19 protein-coding genes are annotated in these 20,892 nt (G+C 49.5%); 11 read left to right on the top strand and 8 right to left on the bottom strand.

All coding sequences use genetic code 11. From position 1 onward, the window contains the following. The first annotated feature begins 208 nt into the window (after positions 1 to 208). Positions 209 to 1,387: an MFS transporter gene (locus N3Z11_RS14670; RefSeq protein ID WP_260657980.1), complete on the top strand. Its 1,179-nt coding sequence runs from the start codon at positions 209 to 211 to the stop codon at positions 1,385 to 1,387. A gap of 94 nt (positions 1,388 to 1,481) precedes the next feature. On the opposite strand, the gene N3Z11_RS14665 is transcribed toward N3Z11_RS14670, so the two are convergent. Then, complete coding sequence (locus tag N3Z11_RS14665; RefSeq protein ID WP_260657946.1) at positions 1,482 to 2,882, bottom strand: coniferyl aldehyde dehydrogenase; 1,401 nt, start codon at positions 2,880 to 2,882, stop codon at positions 1,482 to 1,484. Positions 2,883 to 3,034: 152 nt separating this feature from the next. Here N3Z11_RS14665 and N3Z11_RS14660 point away from each other — a divergent pair, with 152 nt between their 5' ends. The 3 genes from N3Z11_RS14660 to N3Z11_RS14650 all read left to right on the top strand — a co-directional run bounded on the left by N3Z11_RS14660 (position 3,035) and on the right by N3Z11_RS14650 (position 5,252). Continuing rightward, the gene (locus N3Z11_RS14660; protein ID WP_260657945.1) at positions 3,035 to 4,210 is read left to right on the top strand and encodes an ATP-NAD kinase family protein; all 1,176 of its coding nucleotides are present in this window, start codon (positions 3,035 to 3,037) and stop codon (positions 4,208 to 4,210) included. Between the two features lie 2 nt (positions 4,211 to 4,212). Next, the gene (locus N3Z11_RS14655; protein ID WP_260657944.1) at positions 4,213 to 4,494 is read left to right on the top strand and encodes a YfcL family protein; all 282 of its coding nucleotides are present in this window, start codon (positions 4,213 to 4,215) and stop codon (positions 4,492 to 4,494) included. A 140-nt stretch (positions 4,495 to 4,634) separates the two neighbouring features. Further along, positions 4,635 to 5,252 carry an FKBP-type peptidyl-prolyl cis-trans isomerase gene (locus N3Z11_RS14650; RefSeq protein WP_260657943.1) on the top strand — a complete coding sequence of 206 codons (618 nt, stop codon included), beginning with the start codon at positions 4,635 to 4,637 and terminating at the stop codon, positions 5,250 to 5,252. Positions 5,253 to 5,342: 90 nt separating this feature from the next. Here the strand turns inward: N3Z11_RS14650 and dsbB are convergent, their stop codons facing one another. Then, positions 5,343 to 5,876: a disulfide bond formation protein DsbB gene (gene dsbB, locus N3Z11_RS14645; protein WP_260657942.1), complete on the bottom strand. Its 534-nt coding sequence runs from the start codon at positions 5,874 to 5,876 to the stop codon at positions 5,343 to 5,345. Between the two features lie 187 nt (positions 5,877 to 6,063). Between dsbB and fadR the strand changes: the two genes are divergently transcribed. Together fadR and N3Z11_RS14635 are read left to right on the top strand one after the other, a co-directional pair. Next, positions 6,064 to 6,780, top strand: coding sequence for a fatty acid metabolism transcriptional regulator FadR (fadR, locus tag N3Z11_RS14640; protein WP_260657941.1), 717 nt, complete (start codon positions 6,064 to 6,066; stop codon positions 6,778 to 6,780). 237 nt (positions 6,781 to 7,017) lie between these two features. Then, positions 7,018 to 9,279, top strand: a complete 2,262-nt coding sequence (locus tag N3Z11_RS14635) for an aminotransferase class V-fold PLP-dependent enzyme (protein ID WP_260657940.1) — start codon at positions 7,018 to 7,020, stop codon at positions 9,277 to 9,279. A 138-nt stretch (positions 9,280 to 9,417) separates the two neighbouring features. On the opposite strand, the gene N3Z11_RS14630 is transcribed toward N3Z11_RS14635, so the two are convergent. Together N3Z11_RS14630 and N3Z11_RS14625 are read right to left on the bottom strand one after the other, a co-directional pair. After that, entirely contained in the window at positions 9,418 to 10,125 is a 708-nt protein-coding gene (locus tag N3Z11_RS14630; RefSeq protein ID WP_260657939.1) for a ChrR family anti-sigma-E factor, read from the bottom strand. After that, positions 10,109 to 10,702: a sigma-70 family RNA polymerase sigma factor gene (locus tag N3Z11_RS14625; protein WP_260657938.1), complete on the bottom strand. Its 594-nt coding sequence runs from the start codon at positions 10,700 to 10,702 to the stop codon at positions 10,109 to 10,111. Before N3Z11_RS14625 ends, N3Z11_RS14630 begins: the two co-directional genes overlap by 17 nt. A gap of 308 nt (positions 10,703 to 11,010) precedes the next feature. Here N3Z11_RS14625 and N3Z11_RS14620 point away from each other — a divergent pair, with 308 nt between their 5' ends. Together N3Z11_RS14620 and N3Z11_RS14615 are read left to right on the top strand one after the other, a co-directional pair. Then, on the top strand, positions 11,011 to 11,616 hold the full coding sequence (locus N3Z11_RS14620) for an FMN-dependent NADH-azoreductase (RefSeq protein WP_260657937.1): 606 nt from the start codon (positions 11,011 to 11,013) through the stop codon (positions 11,614 to 11,616). Positions 11,617 to 11,883: 267 nt separating this feature from the next. Beyond that, positions 11,884 to 14,346, top strand: coding sequence for a prolyl oligopeptidase family serine peptidase (locus N3Z11_RS14615; RefSeq protein ID WP_260657936.1), 2,463 nt, complete (start codon positions 11,884 to 11,886; stop codon positions 14,344 to 14,346). Between the two features lie 100 nt (positions 14,347 to 14,446). Here the strand turns inward: N3Z11_RS14615 and N3Z11_RS14610 are convergent, their stop codons facing one another. After that, a complete protein-coding gene (locus N3Z11_RS14610) occupies positions 14,447 to 15,244 on the bottom strand; it encodes a pseudouridine synthase (protein ID WP_260657935.1) in 798 nt (265 codons plus the stop codon). A gap of 83 nt (positions 15,245 to 15,327) precedes the next feature. Here N3Z11_RS14610 and N3Z11_RS14605 point away from each other — a divergent pair, with 83 nt between their 5' ends. Further along, entirely contained in the window at positions 15,328 to 16,002 is a 675-nt protein-coding gene (locus tag N3Z11_RS14605; RefSeq protein WP_260657934.1) for an RluA family pseudouridine synthase, read from the top strand. Positions 16,003 to 16,012: 10 nt separating this feature from the next. Here the strand turns inward: N3Z11_RS14605 and rrtA are convergent, their stop codons facing one another. Further along, a complete protein-coding gene (gene rrtA, locus N3Z11_RS14600) occupies positions 16,013 to 16,639 on the bottom strand; it encodes a rhombosortase (RefSeq protein WP_260657933.1) in 627 nt (208 codons plus the stop codon). A gap of 153 nt (positions 16,640 to 16,792) precedes the next feature. Here rrtA and ggt point away from each other — a divergent pair, with 153 nt between their 5' ends. Both ggt and N3Z11_RS14590 read left to right on the top strand, forming a co-directional pair. Then, positions 16,793 to 18,541: a gamma-glutamyltransferase gene (ggt, locus tag N3Z11_RS14595; protein WP_260657932.1), complete on the top strand. Its 1,749-nt coding sequence runs from the start codon at positions 16,793 to 16,795 to the stop codon at positions 18,539 to 18,541. Positions 18,542 to 18,553: 12 nt separating this feature from the next. Further along, positions 18,554 to 19,300 (top strand): enoyl-CoA hydratase, encoded by a 747-nt coding sequence (locus tag N3Z11_RS14590; RefSeq protein WP_260657931.1) that lies wholly within the window; start codon positions 18,554 to 18,556, stop codon positions 19,298 to 19,300. A 1-nt stretch (position 19,301) separates the two neighbouring features. Here the strand turns inward: N3Z11_RS14590 and N3Z11_RS14585 are convergent, their stop codons facing one another. Together N3Z11_RS14585 and cysK are read right to left on the bottom strand one after the other, a co-directional pair. Further along, complete coding sequence (locus N3Z11_RS14585) at positions 19,302 to 19,781, bottom strand: hypothetical protein (RefSeq protein WP_260657930.1); 480 nt, start codon at positions 19,779 to 19,781, stop codon at positions 19,302 to 19,304. A 112-nt stretch (positions 19,782 to 19,893) separates the two neighbouring features. Then, positions 19,894 to 20,862, bottom strand: a complete 969-nt coding sequence (gene cysK, locus N3Z11_RS14580) for a cysteine synthase A (protein WP_260657929.1) — start codon at positions 20,860 to 20,862, stop codon at positions 19,894 to 19,896. Positions 20,863 to 20,892 lie beyond the last annotated feature (30 nt).

The raw sequence follows: 20,892 nt of genomic DNA, 5'->3' as shown, positions 1-20,892 counted from the left end.
GTCTCAGTGAATATGCCGGATATTGCCCGTCATGGTCGTGCTGGTGAGTTGAGACTGTGAACTGATATTGGCGCTATGCCATCGACCGCTACAGCGCTACAATAACGCCCCCTTGCATGCCAATTGCTGAAAATACCAAACGACGCTTTGGCGTCGTTGTTGTTTTTGTATTTTCAGCGCAGTTATCCCGATGGAGTTTTTTGTGAAAATGTCGAGCGCACAAACGCTGAGTCTGGCTTATTTTGCCTATTTTGCAGTACTTGGCGTTTTTGTGCCTTATATCGGCCTGTTTCTGGATAACAGGGGACTGAATTCGGAAGAAATTGGCTTGTTGCTGGCGCTGGTGACTGGTATGCGGATTATTGGCCCCAGTTTATGGGCCAGTCTGGCGGTGAAACGGCAGGATCCGATTGGCGTGATGCGTTTTGGTGCAGTGCTCGCCACTATCGGCTGGTTAACGAGCTTTTATGACGGCGGTTATTGGCCGCTGGTGGCCGGCCTTGCACTTTACAGCTTGTGCTGGACTGCAATTTTGCCGCAGCTGGAAAGTTCGGCTTTTTATTATCTCGATAACAACACGTCCCGTTACAGTAAGGTGCGCACAGCAGGATCTGTGGGTTATATAGTGTTGGTGATGCTGGGCGGCTGGTGGTTTCAGCATACGGGCCCACAGATGTTGCCACACAGTGCTCTGTTATTTTTGTTGCTGATGCTTTGCACCCTGTGGTTATTGCCCAAGTTTTCACTGGCTCAACATAACGACACTCAGCCGGTGCAGTTTCGCCGCCTCTGGACCCACAGCAGCTTTTTAAAATTTATGCTCGGTGCATTTTTCATGCAGATGAGTTTTGCGCCTTTTTATGGCTTTTTCACCTTATACACCCGTGACTTAGGTTATAGCGGCAGCGACGCTGGTTTGTTGATTGCCCTGGCCGTTGCTGCCGAAATAGTGGCGTTTTATTTTGCCGGCCGTATTTTGCAAGGCCGTAGTTATCAGAAATTATTAGGCCTTTGTTATGGTTTGACCGCAGTGCGCTGGCTGATGGTGGCCTTTTTAGCCGACAGCGGCCTGTTGCTGTCTGCCAGTATGCTGTTACATGCTTTTAGTTTTGCCATTGCCCACAGTTGCGCTATGCAGTTTATTCAGCAGTTTTTCCCGCCGGCGCAGCGCAGTCGCGGCCAGGCGTTGTATGCCGGAGTCATTTATGGCGGCGGTGGCGCACTGGGAGCTTATGCAGCCGGTATTGCCTGGCAGGACGGCGCAGGTTCGGCTTTTACCTTTGTGCTCGGGGCTTTGTGTGCGTTGTTGTCCATGTTGCTGGCGTTAGCACTTCCGAAAAACATCCAGCCGCTTAAGGCCGGATCAGAAGATAAACCTGTAGCCTGAGCAAGGTTTGATGTTGAATAAAATATTAAAAAACAACGTTAAACAAAAAGCTTAAATAAAAAAGGGCGGTGTGCACACCGCCCGATAGCTGCAGTTAAGGGCGCAACAGATAGTTCAGCAATTTATCAAACAGTTTGGCTCTGTGCTGCGGATAGGCCATCTGACCTGTATTCAACCTGCCTTTTTGATGCACAGCTTTGGCGTGACTAAAGGTTAAAAATCCTTCTTTGCCATGATAAGCACCTATACCGCTCGGCCCTATGCCGCCAAAAGGTAAATCTTCCTGACCCGCATGGATTAAGGTTTCATTGATACAAACCCCTCCGGCATGGGTCTGCTGCAGCACCTGCTGTTGCAGTGCACTGTTGTCACTGAATAAATAAAGCGCCAGTGGCTTTGGTTTTTGCTGCACAAAATGAAGTGCTTCTTCAATACTCTGATAACCATAGACCGGCAGCACAGGGCCAAAAATTTCCTCACGCCAAAGTGCTGAATCAAGCGGTGCATTGAGTACCAGGGTGAGCGGCATTAATCTTTGTTGCTGCTGTTTTGGTGTTACATCCAGGCAACTGATTACCCGGGCGCCCGCTGCTTTGGCTTCTGTTAAATAATTCTGCAGTCTCTGGTAGTGGCGCTCGTTAATAATGGCCGGGTAACTCTGTTCAAATTGTGCCTTTGGGTAAAACTGCAAAAACTGCTGCTGAAGTACGCTGACACATTGCTCAATGTTATCTTTGGGGACCAGCAGATAATCCGGCGCCACACAGGTTTGGCCGGCATTAGCGGTTTTGCCAAACACAATACGCTCGGCCATTTGGTTGATATTGGCATCGGGGGCGATGATTAGTGGCGACTTGCCGCCAAGCTCCAGTGTCACAGGCGTCAGATTGGCGCTGGCAGCGCGCATCACCTGATAACCTACAGCCGTTGAGCCTGTGTATAACAAATGTGCAAAAGGCAGTTGGCTAAAGGCTGCTGCCACGCCGGCGTCGCCTTCTATCACCAGTGCCGTGTCCGGCAATGCAGTTTCAATGATGTTTTTTAACACCTGATTGGTTTGAGGGGTGAATTCCGATAATTTCAGCATCACTTTATTACCGGCACTGATTGCTGCCACTAAAGGCCCCAGGCTTAAAAACACCGGATAATTCCAGGGCACTATAATGCCGACCACCCCCAACGGCTGATGCACCACATAGTTTTTTGCCGGTAAAAATAACCAGCTGACATGGCGTTTTTCTGGTTTGAGCCATTTTTTTAGCCGCTTTAAGCTGTAGTCGATACTGCCGACACTTGGCAGCAACTCCAGCATCTGACTTTCGCTGGCACTACGCTGGCCAAAATCAGCGTTCAGTGCGGCCAATAAAGCTGGTTTTTGTTGAAGTAACTGCCCACGTAGCGCCTGAAGTTGCATTTTGCGTTGTTGCAAATCCGGGTAGGGCTGCTGCTGATAAGCTGCCATCAGGCGGTCAAAACTGTCTTTGAGAAACTGCATCAGAAGATCCGGTTGACTATCAAAAAGCCTAATCTACTTGAGGTTGGACCTCTGTGCAATGCTGCCGCTTTGCCAGCTCAGGTCTGATTGGTTACAATGCCGGCCACTTTTACCTTGGCTTTGTGTTTTGTTTTGAGAGGCCGGAATTTTTTATGTTGCCAAACTCCTCTGCAGTACCGGTTAAACTACAAAATAGCGCCTTTCGGCTGGGTTTGATTATCAATCCATGGGCCGGTATTGGCGGCAGTGTTGCCCTCAAAGGCAGTGACGGTATGGCAGAACAGGCCATTGCGCTGGGTGCTGTGCCGCTGGCGCAGCAGCGCGCCAAAGCTGCGCTGACCGAACTGTTAAGTGTGCGTAAGCAAATCCGTGTGTACACTTTTGCCGGTGATATGGGGCAGGATGTGGCTGCAGAGCTTGGTTTTGCGGTTGAAGTGGTCGGGCAGGCACAAAGCCAACCTTCTACCGCTGCTGACACTGAGCAGGCTGCCGCAATTTTAGTGGAACGGGGCGTGGATTTATTGTTGTTTGCCGGTGGCGACGGCACAGCACGCAACATTTGCGCTGTGATTGCCAATCATCACAGCCAGTCCCATACCACAGTGCTTGGTATTCCGGCCGGCTGCAAAATTCATTCAGGTGTGTATGCCATTACCCCGGCAGCGGCTGGCAAAGTGGTGGCGCAAATGGTGCGTGGTGAACTGGTCACGGTGCAGGACGCGCAGGTGATGGATATTGACGAAGTGGCGTTTCGCCAGGGCACAGTACGCGCCAAAAGATATGGTGAAATGCAAATCCCGAGTGAGCTTCGTTATGTGCAAAGTGTAAAAAGTGCCGGCAAAGAATCTGAAGCACTGGTGCTGGATGATTTGGCCGCTTATGTTGTCGGTCAAATGGAAGATGGCGTGCGTTATGTGATGGGCTCAGGCTCAACAGTGGCCGCGGTGATGGACGAACTTGGCTTGCCTAATACGCTGCTCGGTGTGGATGTAGTAGAAAACGGTGAAGTGATAGCCTCCGATGTAACAGCTTCACAGCTGCTTGAGCTGGTGCAGGGTTATCCCTGCAAACTGGTGATCACGCTCATCGGCGGCCAGGGCCATATTTTTGGTCGTGGCAATCAGCAGTTATCTCCTACAGTGATCCGTGCCATTGGCCGCGACAATATTATGCTGATTGCGACCAAATCCAAATTACAACAGTTAAACGGCAGGCCACTCATCAGTGACAGTGGCGATGCCGCACTCGACCAACAATTGCAGGGCATGCTCAAAGTGCTGTGTGGTTATAACGATTATGTGATGTACCGGCTTGGCCTTGAGGAGTAAGCATGCAACAAACCGAACAATTTATTCAGGCTATCAGCCAGTATTTTGACCAAAGTGTGGCAACGGCCAGCGACGACGAGCTGTTTGCCGCCGGTTATCTGCGGGGGCATGTCGACCTTGGTGTGGGGCGGTTGCAGGTGGCTGAGCAGCCTTTTGTCGCAGCAGATATTATCAACATGGTTGATGAAAGCCTGGCTTCTGCTATTGCTGGCGGTGAGCTCAGCGAAGCCGACGAACAACTGGTCCGGCAAATTTGGCAAGAAGTACAGGCATTGTCTGCCTGAGTCTGCCTGAATTACAGCGGCCGGAATATTGCGCTCAAGACAAGCGGGGCAAAATCGGCTAGCATCAGCAGTTTCCTGATAATGCTTTAGCGTTATCTGTGTTTAACGGCGCCCCTGGCGCATCATCAAAAGTGATTTTTATGTCAACATTCACCACCCTTGAACAACACGCCAGTTATGGCATAGGTCTGCAAATGGGTCAGCAACTGGCTGATAACCCATTTGAAGGTTTGGATATCGCCGCTGTTGCCGCTGGTTTAGCTGCTGCTTTTTATGGTGATGAGCCTGAAGTGTCAGAACAACAAATCCGCGCCGCATTTGAAGTGATCAGCGCCCGGATGCAGGCTGAACAGGAAGAACAAGCTAAACTGGCCGCTGGTGCCGGTGAAGCCTTCCTGGCAGAAAATGCAAAAAAACCAGGTGTGGTGACCACTGCATCAGGTTTGCAATATGAAGTGCTGGTGGCTGGTGACGGTGAAAAACCAACACGTGCCTCTACTGTACGTACTCATTACCACGGTACTTTAATTGACGGTACTGTATTTGACAGCTCATACAACCGCGGTCAGCCTGCTGAATTCCCGGTCGGTGGTGTGATTGCTGGCTGGACTGAAGCATTGCAGCTGATGCCGGTGGGTTCAAAATACCGTTTGTACATCCCACATCAGCTGGCGTACGGCGAGCGTGGCGCCGGCGCATCTATTGCGCCTTTTAGTGCGCTGGTATTTGACGTTGAACTGCTGGCGATTGTTGCATAACTCAGTTTTGCTGAGTAGATAAAAAAACCGCCTTTGCTGGCGGTTTTTTTATGTTGGTTGTTTTGCCCAAAAGTTTATTGCAGCGGACGATTAATCATAAGGATTATATTTATGTTTTTTCAGCTGACTTGCCATCACCACTAAAGCCAACACCAGATAAACGGCGAATACAATACGCATCCAGAATGGCATTGAATAACCTAAAAATTGCCAGGCAATTTCACCACAAACACCGGTTGGATTAAAAATAGCAGGGAACCATTGATCTAAAGGTAACCAGGTAGGGAATTCGGCAAAAAGGCCACAGCTGGAGAAACCGCCATTTTTAACGACCTCTTCGATTAACACCTGATCATGGGCAATTTTTAAACCCCAGCCAGCAGAGATAGTCCAGCTGCTATAGGCCAGCCAACGCACCAGTGCCGACTCGCGACCCCACAAGCCAATCAGACCGGCAAATAAAATACCGGTAATGGCAAAGCGCTGATAGACACACATAATGCAAGGCGCCAATGCCATGCCATATTGGAAGAACAAGGCCACCAACATCAAGGCCAGTGCACTGAAGGCTAAAAGAACCCAAGGCCAGCGTTGTTTTGGCCAACGAGCCACTGCTGCAAACATCTGATTTCCCTTGTTGGAGTGGTAAAAATAATCCAACGCACAATCTAAGCCAATTTGTTATCTAAAACAACCTTTGCGATCAATCACTCAGGGCAATTTTTATAGCATGGCTTGTTAACTGATTCCGCTCTGGTACAATCAGTGCCAATCGTGGTGAGACAGACAACTAATAAACGGACAAATCCGGATGACCAACCTCATAAAAGCGCAGAGCCCGGCAGGTTTTGCTGAAGAATACATTGTTGAATCCATTTGGAATGGCAAGTTTGCGCCAGGTTCTATTTTACCTGCCGAACGCGAACTCTCTGAGCTGATTGGCGTCACCCGTACCACGTTACGTGAAGTATTGCAACGTCTGGCCCGTGATGGCTGGCTGACCATCCAGCATGGCAAACCCACCAAAGTAAATAATTTCTGGGAAACATCCGGCCTGAATATTCTGGAAACGTTAGCCCGTCTGGACGAAGACCGGATGCCGGAATTAGTGGATGAGCTGTTATCAGCCCGTACCAATATCAGTGCTATTTATATCCGCGGTGCTATTAAAACCCACCGTGATGAAGTGATTGCGGTTTTTGCCGGTGCTGAGCATCTGGAAGACACAGCAGAAGCTTTTGCTGATTTTGATTACAATCTGAACCATGAGCTGGCGCTGCACTCGTCAAACCGTATTTATGTGTTAATCCTGAACGGTTTTCGCGGTTTGTATCGCAAAATTGCCCGTTTTTATTTTTCTCATCCGCAAGCCCGTGAATTAGCACGTAAATATTATCACCAGTTGAAATTGTACGCCGAAGCCGGCAAACACGACGAAGTGGTATTTGCCGTGCGTAAATATGGTAAAGAAAGTGGTAAAGTCTGGTCGGCTTTAAGACCTGATATTCCAAAAGATTTGGTTGAATAAAACCTAAAAACACTCCGCATGCCGGAGTGTTTTTTTATCGGCAGTTTTTGGTTTTAAGATGTTGCAAAGCGCCAAATAAGCTAGACCACAGACTTTTTACCACCCTGAAATGCGTTGACAGGCATCTCAGCTGGTCGGCGCTGCTTGTTGAAAGAACAGATTACACTTGTCGGAACCTGGATAGCTACTTATCATGTGCAGGAATAAGGTATAACCGATAGTTATAAGGGCGTCTTTATGTCAACAGCATCAGCACAGCACCAGAGACTGCGTCAGCAGGAAGTGTATCTGGACAACAATGCCACTACGCCGGTACTTCCGTGTGCAGCAGCGGCGGTGATGCACCATATGCAAACCTGTTTTGGTAACCCAAGCAGCAGTCACAGCACCGGTATTAAAGCGAAAGTAGAACTGGAAGCAACCCGGGCTTTGGCACGCAAGGTTATAGGCGCCAGTAGCGGTCAGATTGTATTTACATCAGGTGCTACTGAAGGCATTCAAACCTCCATAGTTGCCGCCTTGCAGGCCGCTAAAAACAGGGGACAAACCGGCCCTGAGGTATTGTTGTTGTATGGCGCGACCGAACATAAAGCCGTACCTGAAAGTTTAAAACACTGGAATCAGGTGTTACAGCTGGGCGCGACGGTCAAAGCCATTCCTGTGAACAGTCAGGGATTGCTGGATTTGGATTTTATCCGGCGCCATTTGCCACAGACGGCGCTGATTTGCACTATGGCTGCCAATAATGAAACCGGAGTTAAACAGGATTTAGCGCTACTGGAAAAAGTGATCCGAAGCGCCAATCCTGATGTGCTCTGGATGGTGGATTGTGTGCAGGCACTTGGCAAAATGCAGCTGGATATTGCCAACACCAGTATTGATTACGCACCTTTTAGCGGCCATAAACTGTATGCACCTAAAGGCATTGGCTTTTTATATGTGCGCCATGGTGCGCCTTATCAGCCTTTTATTGCCGGGGGGGGCCAGGAAGCAGGTTTGCGCTCCGGCACCGAAAATTTGCCGGGTATTGCCGCCTTGCATGCCATTTTTACTGAGCTTGATAAAAAAGCCGGTTCAGTGTTTCAGCCCGAAACCGTGCTCTGGCAATACCGTGAAGCTTTGTTATCTGCGTTACGAGCTGTATTTCCAACTTTGGTGCTTAATAGTGATGCGCCTTTTATTGTGCCCACCACGCTGAATTTTTCTGTGCCTGGTTTTTACAGCAAAGACATTATGGATTTGTTTGATGCCGCCGGCATTCGTATCAGTTCAGGCTCTGCCTGTAGCTCTAAAGTGCCCAGTAGTTTTGTGCTCGATGCCATGGGTCTTGAAAGCTGGCGTAGTCAGGGCGCTATCCGGTTATCCTTTGGCCCTGCCATGACAGCTGCTGAATGTGAAACCGCTTGTCATGCCATTCGCCGGCTGGCGGTGATAGTGCAGCGTTGTTGTCTGGTGTTATCAGATGCTGAACCGCTGTCAGATAACGCCGTCAGTGGTTTAACCCAACTCAAACACGAAGATATGTGCAGTTACCTGCTGGTGTGTGCCAAAAGCCAGCAGGCGGTGATTATCGACCCAGTGATGGCACTTGCCAACCGGCTGGCCAACATGGTGCAGGGGCAGGGGTTACAGCTGGTGGCCATACTGGATACGCATTTACATCAGGACCATCGTTCAGCCCGTGATGATTTAACGGCATTACTGGGTCTGCAGCAAGAGGGGGCCACAGATGTGCTGGGCTGGCCTTTTAGTCAGGCAGTGATTGAGTGTGGCGACTATCAACTCAGTAAAATTGCCACCCCTGGCCACAGTGCAGAAAGCCGCAGTTATCTGCTGTCGCAACAGGGTGTCAGGGTTGCAGCTTTTGTTGGTGATTTATTATTGCCAGGTGGTGTTGGCAGGCTGGATTTAGCGGATTCAGATCCGGCCGCTTTTCAGCAAAGCCTGAAAACCTTAAATCGCATGGTCACGCCTGATACCTTGTTGTTATCCAGCCACGATTATGCCCAGCGCTTTTTTACCACTTTTGCCATAGCCACAAAAGAGCAACCGTTGTTTGGCGCCTTACTGACAGAAAACGACAACCCACCAGGTTGGTTGCAGACGCTACGACAACAAAGCGCCGCACTTTGTCAGGCCAGTCAGTATCAGTGTGGGGTGGTTGAAGTCAGTTGGTCAGATGCCAAAGCTGTAGTTGATACGCCAGAGTTGCAGGCATTTTTGCAACAACAACCCGATGTGATGGTGGTTGACGTGCGGGAGCCTTATGAACAAAGTGCCGGTGCTCTGGGCCCTTATTTGCCTGAAGGCACTGTGGTTCAGCAATGGCCTTTATCCAGACTTTGTGACGCACTGTTAAGCGGCGCTTTACGCAAAGAGCAGCGGCTGCTGTTGGTATGCCGCTCCGGTAACCGCAGTCTGGTCGCTGCCAAAGTATTAAACCGCGCCGGTTTTGCTGAGGTGTATAACCTGAAGGGCGGTTTTGCCATGTTAAGTTAACTGTCGTTAACCGTAATTAACTGAAGTTACCTCAACTTATTTTATCGAAGTTCGAAGCAAATTAAAAAAACAGCGCCTCTAGGCGCTGTTTTTTTTGGTGCGGACAACCACTGAGCGATGTCAGGCTTGTGGCTCAGTCTAATAAAAAAAACGTTGCAGCGGGTTTAATAACCTTGTCAGGCCTTGCTTAAACTCCAGTGGAGCTGTCAGCACCGATAAACATAAACAGGGCTCTGCGGCGATGTTTTTTGGCGTATGGGTATGATCAGGGGTGTTAATAATTAAATCCCCTGCGGCATAGTGGCCCATTTCGTCAACCATTTCACCCGCCAGCACCAGGGTGATTTCCAGACCTTTGTGGGTATGCAGTGGTACTTCGGTGTCGGTTTCTATACAAAGCAACGACAGATGATTTTCTTCGCTGCCCGGCAGTTTAGCCGTGGAAATACCACCAAGCGTTAACCATTTATTTCTTTTAGCGACAATACGTTGCAAGCTGCGCGGCACTGTAAAACGGTGAGCGCCCACCAGGAGTTCGCTGACACCACCTGGCTTGTTATCTGCACTGTGCAGCGCCTGTTGTTTGCTGAGCACGTCCCTGGGGACTGGTTCAGCACTCAGGATCTGATCCAGCATCTGCTCCCACTGCGAGCCATCGGCGAGCGGCGCTTTTTGCATCGCCAGATCACAGCCCAAATCTGCTTCAATATCGCGGTGCAAAGTTTGGCAATGCGGGCAAAAATCCAGATGTGCCGCAACTATCAGACAAAGCTCGGGCGCCAGCGTACCTTCGCTGTATTGCTCTAACAAGCTGATACTTGGGTGATATTTAACTACGTGGGCCATCGATCGCCTCTCTTAACCTGTCTAATGCCAGCCGGATCCTAGATTTAACCGTGCCAAGCGGGATGCCGAGTTGTTCCGAAACTTCCTGATGAGACAACTCATCCAGATACACTTTTTCCATCACCAACCGTTGTGCCGGTGGTAATGCATGAAAATGCGGTGCCACTTTTTCCGCCACCAGATGGACATCCCACTGTTGACTCTGATTGTCTTCCTGCTCCGGATAATCGCCATCTGCCCATAAATCATCGGCGCTGATATCATCCTTGCGGCTTTGTTTTTTACGTAACATATCAAAGCGCACATTACGCGCTATGGTAAAAATCCAGGTTGAAGCACAGCCGCGGCTGGCATCAAAAAGTGCGGCCTTTTGCCACACATTCAGCATGGTGTCCTGCACCATTTCCATCGCCTGCTGCTCGTTACCAAACATTTTGATGCCAAAGGCTCGAAGCCTTGGTGCAAAATAACGAAATAGCTCGGCATACGCGCTTTTATCACGGTGTAAGGCGACGATAGCCAGCGCTTCTTCCCACTGACCGGCGGCTATGGCCGGTGTTATCTCTTGCGTTGTCATTGGTCTGCTCTGAAGAGAAATCTCAGCACCATAATGACCGCTTCTTTGCTGTGGATCCAACATTATCAATCAGCCTCTGTGTGACATCGCACCGGAACCTCTGCAATCTCTGCACTTTGCAGCTATTCGTTCGGTTAGGGTGCTTTGTTGGGTCTGCTTTTTGGGTTTCATCTTTTATACGCAGCTTATTGCTGATTAGATCTGTAATTAGATTATTGAAATAAATCGAATGGTATGTGCGAAATTATCTGGTTTTTAGTCGCAAAAAACGAACTTATACTGAGCGCATCAACTTAAGGAGACTTGTGATGCGTAACATCTTAGTGGTCAATAGCTCTATCAGCGGTGAAAAAGGTCAATCAAGCCAGCTTATTCATAGTTTTTTATCGGCATTGCCTGCCTCTGCCAAGGTGCAGGAGCTGGATTTAAACCAGGCTGGCTTAACACATTTAACTATGCCGGAAATTGCCGCCTGGATGACACCAGAGAACGATCGCAGCGCAGATCAGCAGCAACTGGCTGCAGTGTCTGACGGCCTGATTGCGCAGGTAAAAGCAGCAGATGTGATTTTGATTGGTGTGCCTATGTACAACTTTGGCGTGCCAAGTCAGTTAAAAGCCTGGTTTGACCGCATTGCCCGTGCTGGTGTGACTTTTAAATACACCGACAAAGGCCCTGTTGGTTTACTGGATGACAAGCCAGTGGTGTTTTTCCTGACACGCGGTGGTCTGTATAAGGATTTACCCCAGGATACCCAAACGCCTTATCTGGTGAACTTCTTTAACTTTATCGGCCTGCGTAACCTGCATTTTATTTTTGCCGAAGGCCTGAATATGGGCGCAGAACCGGCAGCTGCCGCACTTGAGGCGGCCCGGGTTGCCATAGCTGAGCTTCGCGGCAATCTTGCCGCTTAATCCAGGGCCAGAAAAGTTTAAAGGCTACAGAATTTCCCCTTTTTTCCTGTAGGTCGGGATCCGACCTTTCTGCCAGCGGTACTGCGTTTGCAGTACCGTTTTTTTTTGCTGTGCAGCTGCTGCGCTGGTGGCATGTTTTGCGCGCATACGCTTTTTGCGGTTAACCGTCCTGTCCTCTGTTCGCTTAGCCGCAGAAGGTTGAATTCAGCAAACTTCCTTTGTATAAGTGAAGCTCCCTACAATCATCAAAAAGCAGCATTTATATCCATGAAGCCATTTGCCAAAACTGCGCTGACTCTTGCGCTCAGCTCTTTATTAACTTTCAGCAGCGGCACTTTGTTTGCCGCAGAACCTCAGACTTATCAGACAAAAACTGTGCAGCTGCCATCACAGCAGGGCACCACACTGATGACGATGGAGCAGGCCATGGCACATCCGGACTGGATTGGCCGTCAGCCTGAAGCCGCTTATTGGTCTGCTGACAGCAAAACTGTGTATTTTGAGCGTAAACAGGCAGGTTCAGAGCTGCGTGATATGTATGCCAGTGCGCTGGATGATAGTGACAATGGCGCAGCTGTGTCGCTGAAAGATTTAGACAATATCGGCGCTGCCGATCAGCGTTTTTCTGCCGATGGTCAGTTTGTTGCCTGGACTTTTGAAGATCAGGTGTTTGTGAAGGCATTAACATCAGGCAAAGTGACGCAGCTGACCCGTAACAGTGAAAAACAGCAGGATCTGCAATTTTTAACCGATGGTCGTTTGAGCTGGCGTCAGGGCTGGAATTTCCTCGCCGTGAATTTGCAAACCGGTGAGCTTCAGCAACTGGCCAGCCTCACAACCGAAGATGCGCCAAAAGCACCGGCCATTGCCGACAGTTACCTGGCTCGTGAGCAGCACAAGTTGATTGCTTTTATTGCACTTGAGCATAAAAACGCCAAAGACGCGCACCAGTATCAGCAGCAGCTGCAGGCGCAAAGTGATGTGCTGGCACCTGCACCTTTTTATCTGGGTAAAGATCAGCAGATTGCCTCTGCAATTATGTCGCCCAAAGGCGATAAAATTCTGCTGGCGCTGGAAGCAGCCTCAAAACGCAACAGCAGCGACATTATGCCGAACTACATTACCGCCGATGGCAATATAGCTGCGCAACCGGTACGTGCAAGAGTACATGACCAAAAACCAGAACCACAAAAGCTGGTGTTGCTGGATTTAACCAGTGCCAGCCAAACTGAACTCAGTTACGACAGTCTGCCTGGTTTTGATGAAGATGTGCTGGCCAGCGTGAAAGCAGAAAACGCCAAACGTGAAGGCAAAACTTATCAGTCGAAAAAAGCACCACGCGCCATTACGCTGTTAAACGACTGGAGCTGGGATCAATCTGCCATTCGCTGGCACGCCGATGGCCGTCAGGTTGCTGTGATGCTTAAAGCCTGGGATAACAAAGACCGCTGGCTGGCAACAGTTGATTTTAAAGAGAAAAAGCTGGTGAATCAGCACAGGTTGCATGATGATGCCTGGATCAACTACGACTTTAATAACTTCGGCTGGTTGCCGGCCGATCAGGGGTTGTATTTCCTGTCGGAAGAAAGTGGTTATTCACATCTGTATACCAAGGCCCTCAATGGCAAAGCAAAAAAACTGACTGCCGGTACTTTTGAAGTCAGTCAGCCGGTGCTGAATAAAGCCGGTGATGCTATTTATTTTCGCGCCAACGTGAATCATCCGGGCATTTATAACGTCTATAAATTTGATCTGAAAAATGCGCAGCAAAGCCAGCTGACCCAGCTGCAGGGCAACCTGAGCTTTGAGTTATCACCGGACGAGCAAAAAATTTTAGTGCGTTATTCCACCTCAGTACTGCCGGAAGAGCTGTATGTGATGGACAATAAAGCCGGCAGCACCTTAAAACGTCTGACCTTTACCGTATCACCCCAATTTAGCCAGATGACATTACAGGCGCCACAAGTAGTGGCAGTGCCATCCAGCCATGGTGAACAACCTGTGTTTGCCAAGCTGTATTTACCGAAAGATTATCAGCAAGGTGAAAAACGCCGTGCGGTCATTTTTAACCACGGTGCCGGTTATCTGCAAAACAGCGATTTGGGCTGGTCGAACTATTTCCGTGAGTTTTTCTTTCATAACATTCTGATTGAGCAGGGTTATGTGGTGCTGGATATGGATTACCGGGCATCAAAAGGTTATGGCCGTGACTGGCGCACCGCCATTTACCGTCAGATGGGCACGCCTGAAACTCAGGATTTAGTCGATGGTGTGAAATATCTGGTGGCCAATTTTAATGTGGATGAAAAACGTATTGGCACTTACGGTGGCTCTTACGGTGGTTTTATGACCTTTATGGCGATGTTTAAGGAGCCTGATCTGTTTAAAGCAGGTTCAGCGCTGCGTCCTGTCGCCGACTGGGCTTATTACAATCATCCTTATACGTCCAATATTCTGAATACGCCGGATGTTGACCCTATTGCCTACGAGCGCAGCTCGCCGATTTATTTTACCCAGGGCCTGAAAAACCAGCTGCTCATCAACGCCCCTATGGTCGACGACAATGTGTTTTTCCAGGATGTAGTGCGCACAGTGCAAAGGTTAATTGAGCAGGAAAAACAGACCTTCGAAACGGCAATTTTCCCGGTAGAGCCGCATGGTTTCCGTCAGCCAAGCAGCTGGCTGGACGAATATCGCCGTATTTATAAACTGTTTGAACGTGAGCTATGAGTTGTTGAGCGAACGGTTGTTCTGACAACAGATGAAAAAAGCGCAGTAACGACTGCGCTTTTTTTATTGATGACATCAGGCACTGGCAACAGCGGCTGCTTTACAGATCCGGGCGTGGCGGCAGCTGAATATCAGCCAACAGCCCAAAAGCAGCTGCATCCGGCTGGCAGCTAAAGGTTAACCGGGCGCCTGAATAAGGCTGGTTAATTTCAAGTTCCATGGCATGCAACAATAAGCGGCTGGCAGCTGCCTGTGCTTTTGTGGGGGCGTATAACGCATCCCCCAGAATAGGGTGCCCAAGCTGCTCTAAATGTACCCTCAATTGATGGGCGCGGCCTGTCACTGGAAAAAGTGCCAGTAGTGCATTGTGTTCTGTTGTTGCTTTGCCGTTTTCTATTGGTTCAAGCAGCAGCTGATAATAGGTGGTCGCTGCTTTTCCGCTGTCAAAACACACTTTATTGCGGGGGGGCGCAGTTAAATCGGCAATCAGTGGAAGATCAATCAGGCCACTGGTTTGCCCTGGCGTGCCGTACACTCTGGCTACATAGGCTTTTTTCACAGTACGGTTGGCAAATTGTTGTTTTAGCTCCACTTCTGCTTTTTTGCGAAGTGCAAAAACCACCAGGCCTGAGGTGGCCATATCCAGCCGGTGTACTAATAAAGCCGTAGGGTAAAGCGCCTGTATCCGGCTTAATAAACAGTCCGCTAAATGTGCGCCTTTGCCCGGGTTGGTCAAAAGACCGCTGGGTTTATTGACCACCAACAGGTCTTTGTCCTGATAGATAACTTGGGGCGCGCCTGGCGGCGGCTGATAAATAAATGCTGTGCTTTGTGTATTCATGCCGGATGTCGTTTTCTTCGTTGTTGCCGCTGGCTGGAACCGGGTATGAAGCTGCACGGGTTTAGCCTGAACGTAAGCTAGGCGTTCGCCTGTGGCTCTGGCATAATGCGCGCCTGCTTTTTACTGCCGGTGTAATTGTTATGGCTGATGATATCTCTGAACTTGCTATTCTCAAAGCGACCGAACAGCCCTGGCAATTGTTGTATCAGGACGAACAACTATTGGTGGTGAATAAACCGGCGATGTTGTTAACAGTGCCTGGCCGGCATCCGGACAATGCTGATTGTCTGATAAGCCGGGTGCAACGGGAATTTCCGCAGGCGCAGGTGGTGCACCGCCTGGACTATGATACTTCTGGTTTAGTGATTTTACCGCTGACAAAAGCGGCGCTGTCACATATCAGCAAGCAGTTTCAGGCGCGTACTGTGCACAAAGATTATCAGGCGCTGGTGAGTGGCATTGTAAACCCGTCGCAAGGCAGCATCAATTTGGCTATTGCTGCGGATCCCGAACGCCGGCCTTTATATAAAATTTGCCAGCAAAGTGGCAAAGCGTCGTTAACCCATTACCGCACTTTGAGTTTTGATCAAAGCCTGCAACAGAGCAGGTTGTTGTTAAGTCCGGTGACAGGACGTTCGCATCAGCTGAGGTTACATTTATCGGCCATTGGCCATGCCATTTTGGGTGACAGTCTTTATGCCCCGAAAGAGGTGGCCGCAAAAGCAGAGAGATTGTGTTTACATGCGGCCTTTATTGAGTTTATCCATCCGGTGACGGGCGAGCGCATGCAATTTAGCGCTGCCCCGGAGTTTTAATCAATCGCCTTTATTCAGCGCTATGTTTGTTGGAAGCTGTGGTCATTGTTGTTGAGGTCAGCGCTACAGTGCGGCGAAATAACATACTGACATACAATAATAAACCAACTATAGCGCCAAATAAGTGCGCATCTGTTGCCACGTCAGCGCCGATCAGCGTAACCACTTCGGTGCTGGCGCCTTGCCATTGTTCCCAGATCACTTTGCCAAATACCGCCAGCAGAATAAGCCAACCGCTGCTCCACTGACGTTCTATATCAATACAGCAGCCGCACACCAGCAATGCATGTAACCAGCCGGATAAGCCCACATAAAAACTGATATCCGGGCTCCAGCACAATAAAGCTAACCCAATCAATAAGTTGCCAAGAAACAGATTCAACACAAAACGGCGGTTACTGTAATAAACACCATGTAACAACATGATTAGCACAAAACCACCCAGATTCATCAGCAGATGCCAGTTGTTGGTATGAAACAGGTGGGCTGTCACCAGACGCCACCATTGTCCTTCATAAATAGCGGTGCGGTTAAACTCGAACAGCGGCTGTAGCTGTTCCTGCAACAGATGTAACAGGATCAGTGTAAAAAACAACAGAACTGCCATTAAATGGCTACGTAAAAAACTCAAAAACATCAAATTTGGATCTCAGGTGATAATTCAATGAAAAAGGAATAACAACAAAGTGTTTCAACAAGGGCGCTATCTTATCTTATTTTTAGCCGGCATTGATCTGTTTGCGGCAGATAAGTTAAGGTTGCCGCGATTCGAAGTTATTTTGGAAACACCATGAAGTTTAAGCCAAGCCTGCGTTTTGTGCCTGTGATCCTGAGTTTGTATTGTCTGAGCTGGCAAGCTTTTGCCACAGCAGCCGATGTTGATCCGGAGGCTGCGACCGGCGTGGCCAAAAAGCATCGGGTTGATGGTAAATCGGCGATGGTCGTATCGGCGAATCCGCTGGCCTCTGCGGCCGGAGCAAAAATGCTGGACGCCGGTGGCTCTGCCACAGATGCTGCTATTGCCATGCAGTTGATGCTGGGATTGGTTGAACCACAAAGTTCCGGCATAGGTGGTGGTTTGTTTATGCTGCATTTCGGCAGTAAAACAGGAAAGCTGCAAAGCATAGATGGCAGGGAAACTGCGCCAAAGGCCGCACATCCGGACTGGTTTGTGGAACACAATAAAGTGATGGACTGGCGCCGCGCTTATGTCGGCGGTAAGTCAGTAGGCAGCCCGGGGGTGATCCGTGCGCTTTATCAGGCCCATCAACAATGGGGCAAACTACCCTGGGCTACTTTATTTGAGCCAGCCATTCAAACGGCGGAACAGGGTTTTGTGGTGTCGCCACGCCTTGCGATGTTGCTGGATATTTATCAGGACGGCGGTTTATCCCATTTTTCCGCCAGCAAAGCTTATTTTTATCCGGATGGCAAAGCGCTGCAGGCCGGGCATCTGCTGAAAAACCAGCCTTATGCCGATATTTTGCGCAAAATTGCCAAAGAAGGCGATACCGCGTTTTACCAGGGTGATAACGCCAAAGCGCTGGTGGCTGCAGTGAACACAGCACCGGTGAATCCCGGCAAGCTGAGTCCCGATGATTTAAGCGGTTATCAAGCCCTTATGCGCGATCCATTGTGCCGCAGTTACCGGCAGTACAAAGTCTGTGGTATGGCACCACCAAGCTCGGGCAGCCTGGCTGTGTTGCAAATTCTCGGCATGCTGGAGCAATTTGATATGGCGGCACTAAAGCCTAACTCAGTACAGGCGCTGCATTTATTTGCTCAGGCCAGCCGGCTGGCTTTTGCTGACCGCGAGCGTTTTCTGGCCGATCCGGCTTTTAGCAAAGTTCCGGTACAAGGATTATTGGCTGCCGATTATTTACGCAAGCGCGCCGCACAAATTAATGTCAAACGCGATGCCGCTGTGGTTGAAGCAGGTGAGCCCAAAGGTGCAGAGCAGTTACAAAGCAGTAAAGCGGTGGAATTTGACAACACCAGCCATTTATCTGTGGTGGATAAAGACGGCAATGCGGTAAGTATGACCACCAGTATTGAAAATGCCTTTGGTTCCGGCATTCTGGTCAATGGTTACCTGTTGAATAACCAACTAACAGATTTTTCGCTTGATGCCCGTAAAGATGGCGTTTGGGTGGCAAACCGGGTGGAAGCTGGTAAAAGGCCGCGCTCTTCAATGGCACCTATGATGGTGTTTAACACAAAGGGGGAACTGCTGATGCTGGCGGGTTCACCGGGCGGTAGCCGTATTATTGATTATGTGGCCCAGGCTTTAGTGGCAATGATTGACTGGCAGCTGGACCCACAGCAGGCAGCCGATTTGGCCAAAGTAACCCACCGTAATGATTTTCTGGCGCTGGAGCAGGGCACCGAACTTGAGAATTTGCTGCCGCAGCTTCGCGAATTAGGCTACCAGCCAAAACTGGTGGAACTGAATAGCGGTTTGCATTTAATTAAAAAATCAGCAGATGGCTGGCAGGGCGGCGCCGATCCGCGTCGTGAAGGCCATGCTATTGCCAAATAACAGGATTGAACCATGACAATTTTGCAGAGCACCCAGCATGGAGTGCTGACGCTGACGTTACAGCGACCAGAGAAAAAAAACGCCTTATCAAGTCTGATGTATCAGGCGCTGACAGCTGCTTTACAACAGGCAGAGCAGAACCCAGATGTTCGTGTGCTGGTGCTCAGAGGCCAGCCGGACTGTTTTTGTTCAGGCAATGATCTGGCCGATTTTGTTGCCGCAGGTGCCCTTGACGCTGAACATCCGACTGTGATGTTTTTACATGCACTGAGCCATTTTCAAAAACCAGTGGTTGCAGCTGTGGCCGGCCTTGCCATTGGCATCGGCACTACGGCATTACTGCACTGTGATTTGGTCTATGCCGCACCAGGCTGTCGTTTCCAGTTGCCTTTTACTGCGCTTGGGTTATGCCCGGAAGCTGCTTCGAGTTTATTGTTGCCAAAACTGGTTGGTTATCAGAAGGCGGCGCAGTATTTATTACTGGGTGAAGCTTTTGATAGCAACGAGGCCCATCGCATGGGCCTGGTCAACGACGTGGTTTCGGTTGACGAGCTTTTTGCTTTTGCAGAACAAAAAGCACAAAAACTGGCGGCTTTGCCCTCAGAGGCTGTGATGCAGTCGAAAAAGCTGTTGCGGGCGCCACAACAACAGCTGGTGCAGCAGGTGTTACATCAGGAATTGGCGGTGTTTGAGCACTTGCTGCACACAGATGCCTGTCAGCAAGCGCTCAGCCAGTTTTTTGCGCGTAATAAGGGTTAAGTTAAACGCCGGTGCGGGCAAATGGGTCGGTTTTTATTTCAGAAATCAGCCATTTGCCTTTTTGATTGACCAGTTTCACCATGCGCATATCCACTCTTTTGCCGCCATCATATTCACCGGTAAAAATCAGCATCACTTCGGCTTTATCGGTATAAAATTCCCGCACGTTTTTATTGGTGTCTTCAACGGTAATTTCCAGTTTATCAAAGCGCATATTAAATAAAGTGCGGCCGGCGGCTTTGCCGGTGGAGTAACTGTCCAGCACCCGCGCCAGTGACGGCACCGCCAGTTTTTTGGCTTTAGTTAAATCATTTTCAATCAGAATGGCATTAAAAAACTTTACGGCATTGGATTCAGGAACCTCAGCGATAGTTGCGGCGGAGGAGGTGGGCTCTTTGGTGTCCGGATCGTCTGAACAGCCCGCCAAAAACGCTGCGCTGCATAACAATGCCGGAATCAATAACAGGGAGTGAAAACGCATATCTTAACCTTGCCGTTTGAACGAACACAGCTTTTAGTGTGCTGCTTTTCCCAGGCGCTGTAAAGAAAAAGGCCACAAAGTGGCCTTTAGCAAAGTAAAAACCTGCAACAAATCAAGCCTGTAATTCCTGCTCGGTAAATACGTCAGCAAAGAGCGGGCTGGATAAATAACGTTCTGCTGCAGAAGGTAAAATCACCACAATGTTTTTGCCTTCGTATTCAGGCAGTTCAGCCAGACGTTTGGCAGCAACCACAGCAGCACCCGATGAGATACCGGCCAGAATGCCTTCTTCGCGCATCAGGCGGTGTGCCATGGCAATGGCTTCGTCGTTAGTGACTTTTTCTACCCGGTCAATCAGGCTTAAATCCAGGTTGCCCGGAATAAAACCGGCACCAATACCCTGAATTTTATGCGGGCCTGGTTTTAACTCTTCACCGGCCAGCGCCTGGCTGATGACAGGTGAGTCAGCAGGTTCTACCGCCACGCTGATGAGCGGGTGTTTCTTTTCATTTTTGATATAACGGCTGACCCCGGTAATGGTTCCGCCTGTGCCGACACCAGCGACAAAAATATCAATTTGGCCGTCAGTGTCGTTCCAAATCTCAGGGCCTGTGGTATCAAAGTGAATTTGTGGGTTAGCCGGGTTTTCAAACTGTTGTAATAACAGATATTTCTCCGGGTTAGATGCCTGAATTTCTTTGGCTTTTTCAATGGCACCTTTCATGCCTTTTGGCCCTTCAGTCAGCACCAGATTGGCGCCCAGCGCTTTTAACAGTTTACGCCGCTCCAAAGACATGGTGGCCGGCATGGTCAGCGTCAGCGGGTAACCGCGGCTTGCGGCAACAAAAGCCAGCGCAATACCTGTGTTCCCTGACGTAGGCTCAATCAGCTCTTTGCCAGGGCCCAACAAACCTTTTTTCTCAGCGTCCCAAATCAGCGCTGCACCTAAGCGGCACTTGACGCTAAAACTCGGGTTACGCGCTTCAATTTTGGCAAACACATTGCCAGAAGTGACGCGGGAGAGTTTAACCAAAGGTGTATTGCCGATTGACAGTGAATTGTCCTGATAAATTTTTGCCATGCTAAGCTCCAGCACATTAAGATGCGATTT

The organism is Rheinheimera sp. 4Y26 (genome assembly GCF_025245835.1).
Taxonomy (GTDB): Bacteria; Pseudomonadota; Gammaproteobacteria; order Enterobacterales; family Alteromonadaceae; genus Pararheinheimera.
This window is presented reverse-complemented; position numbering and strand designations above follow the sequence as displayed.

Bases quoted from the DNA above. Each gene is read 5' to 3' on its own strand.
- N3Z11_RS14670 (WP_260657980.1), top strand. From the start codon at position 209: ATGTCGAGCGCACAAACGCTGAGTCTGGCTTATTTTGCCTATTTTGCA.
- N3Z11_RS14665 (WP_260657946.1), bottom strand. From the start codon at position 2,882: ATGCAGTTTCTCAAAGACAGTTTTGACCGCCTGATGGCAGCTTATCAG.
- N3Z11_RS14660 (WP_260657945.1), top strand. From the start codon at position 3,035: ATGTTGCCAAACTCCTCTGCAGTACCGGTTAAACTACAAAATAGCGCC.
- N3Z11_RS14655 (WP_260657944.1), top strand. From the start codon at position 4,213: ATGCAACAAACCGAACAATTTATTCAGGCTATCAGCCAGTATTTTGAC.
- N3Z11_RS14650 (WP_260657943.1), top strand. From the start codon at position 4,635: ATGTCAACATTCACCACCCTTGAACAACACGCCAGTTATGGCATAGGT.
- dsbB (WP_260657942.1), bottom strand. From the start codon at position 5,876: ATGTTTGCAGCAGTGGCTCGTTGGCCAAAACAACGCTGGCCTTGGGTT.
- fadR (WP_260657941.1), top strand. From the start codon at position 6,064: ATGACCAACCTCATAAAAGCGCAGAGCCCGGCAGGTTTTGCTGAAGAA.
- N3Z11_RS14635 (WP_260657940.1), top strand. From the start codon at position 7,018: ATGTCAACAGCATCAGCACAGCACCAGAGACTGCGTCAGCAGGAAGTG.
- N3Z11_RS14630 (WP_260657939.1), bottom strand. From the start codon at position 10,125: ATGGCCCACGTAGTTAAATATCACCCAAGTATCAGCTTGTTAGAGCAA.
- N3Z11_RS14625 (WP_260657938.1), bottom strand. From the start codon at position 10,702: ATGACAACGCAAGAGATAACACCGGCCATAGCCGCCGGTCAGTGGGAA.
- N3Z11_RS14620 (WP_260657937.1), top strand. From the start codon at position 11,011: ATGCGTAACATCTTAGTGGTCAATAGCTCTATCAGCGGTGAAAAAGGT.
- N3Z11_RS14615 (WP_260657936.1), top strand. From the start codon at position 11,884: ATGAAGCCATTTGCCAAAACTGCGCTGACTCTTGCGCTCAGCTCTTTA.
- N3Z11_RS14605 (WP_260657934.1), top strand. From the start codon at position 15,328: ATGGCTGATGATATCTCTGAACTTGCTATTCTCAAAGCGACCGAACAG.
- rrtA (WP_260657933.1), bottom strand. From the start codon at position 16,639: ATGTTTTTGAGTTTTTTACGTAGCCATTTAATGGCAGTTCTGTTGTTT.
- ggt (WP_260657932.1), top strand. From the start codon at position 16,793: ATGAAGTTTAAGCCAAGCCTGCGTTTTGTGCCTGTGATCCTGAGTTTG.
- N3Z11_RS14590 (WP_260657931.1), top strand. From the start codon at position 18,554: ATGACAATTTTGCAGAGCACCCAGCATGGAGTGCTGACGCTGACGTTA.
- N3Z11_RS14585 (WP_260657930.1), bottom strand. From the start codon at position 19,781: ATGCGTTTTCACTCCCTGTTATTGATTCCGGCATTGTTATGCAGCGCA.
- cysK (WP_260657929.1), bottom strand. From the start codon at position 20,862: ATGGCAAAAATTTATCAGGACAATTCACTGTCAATCGGCAATACACCT.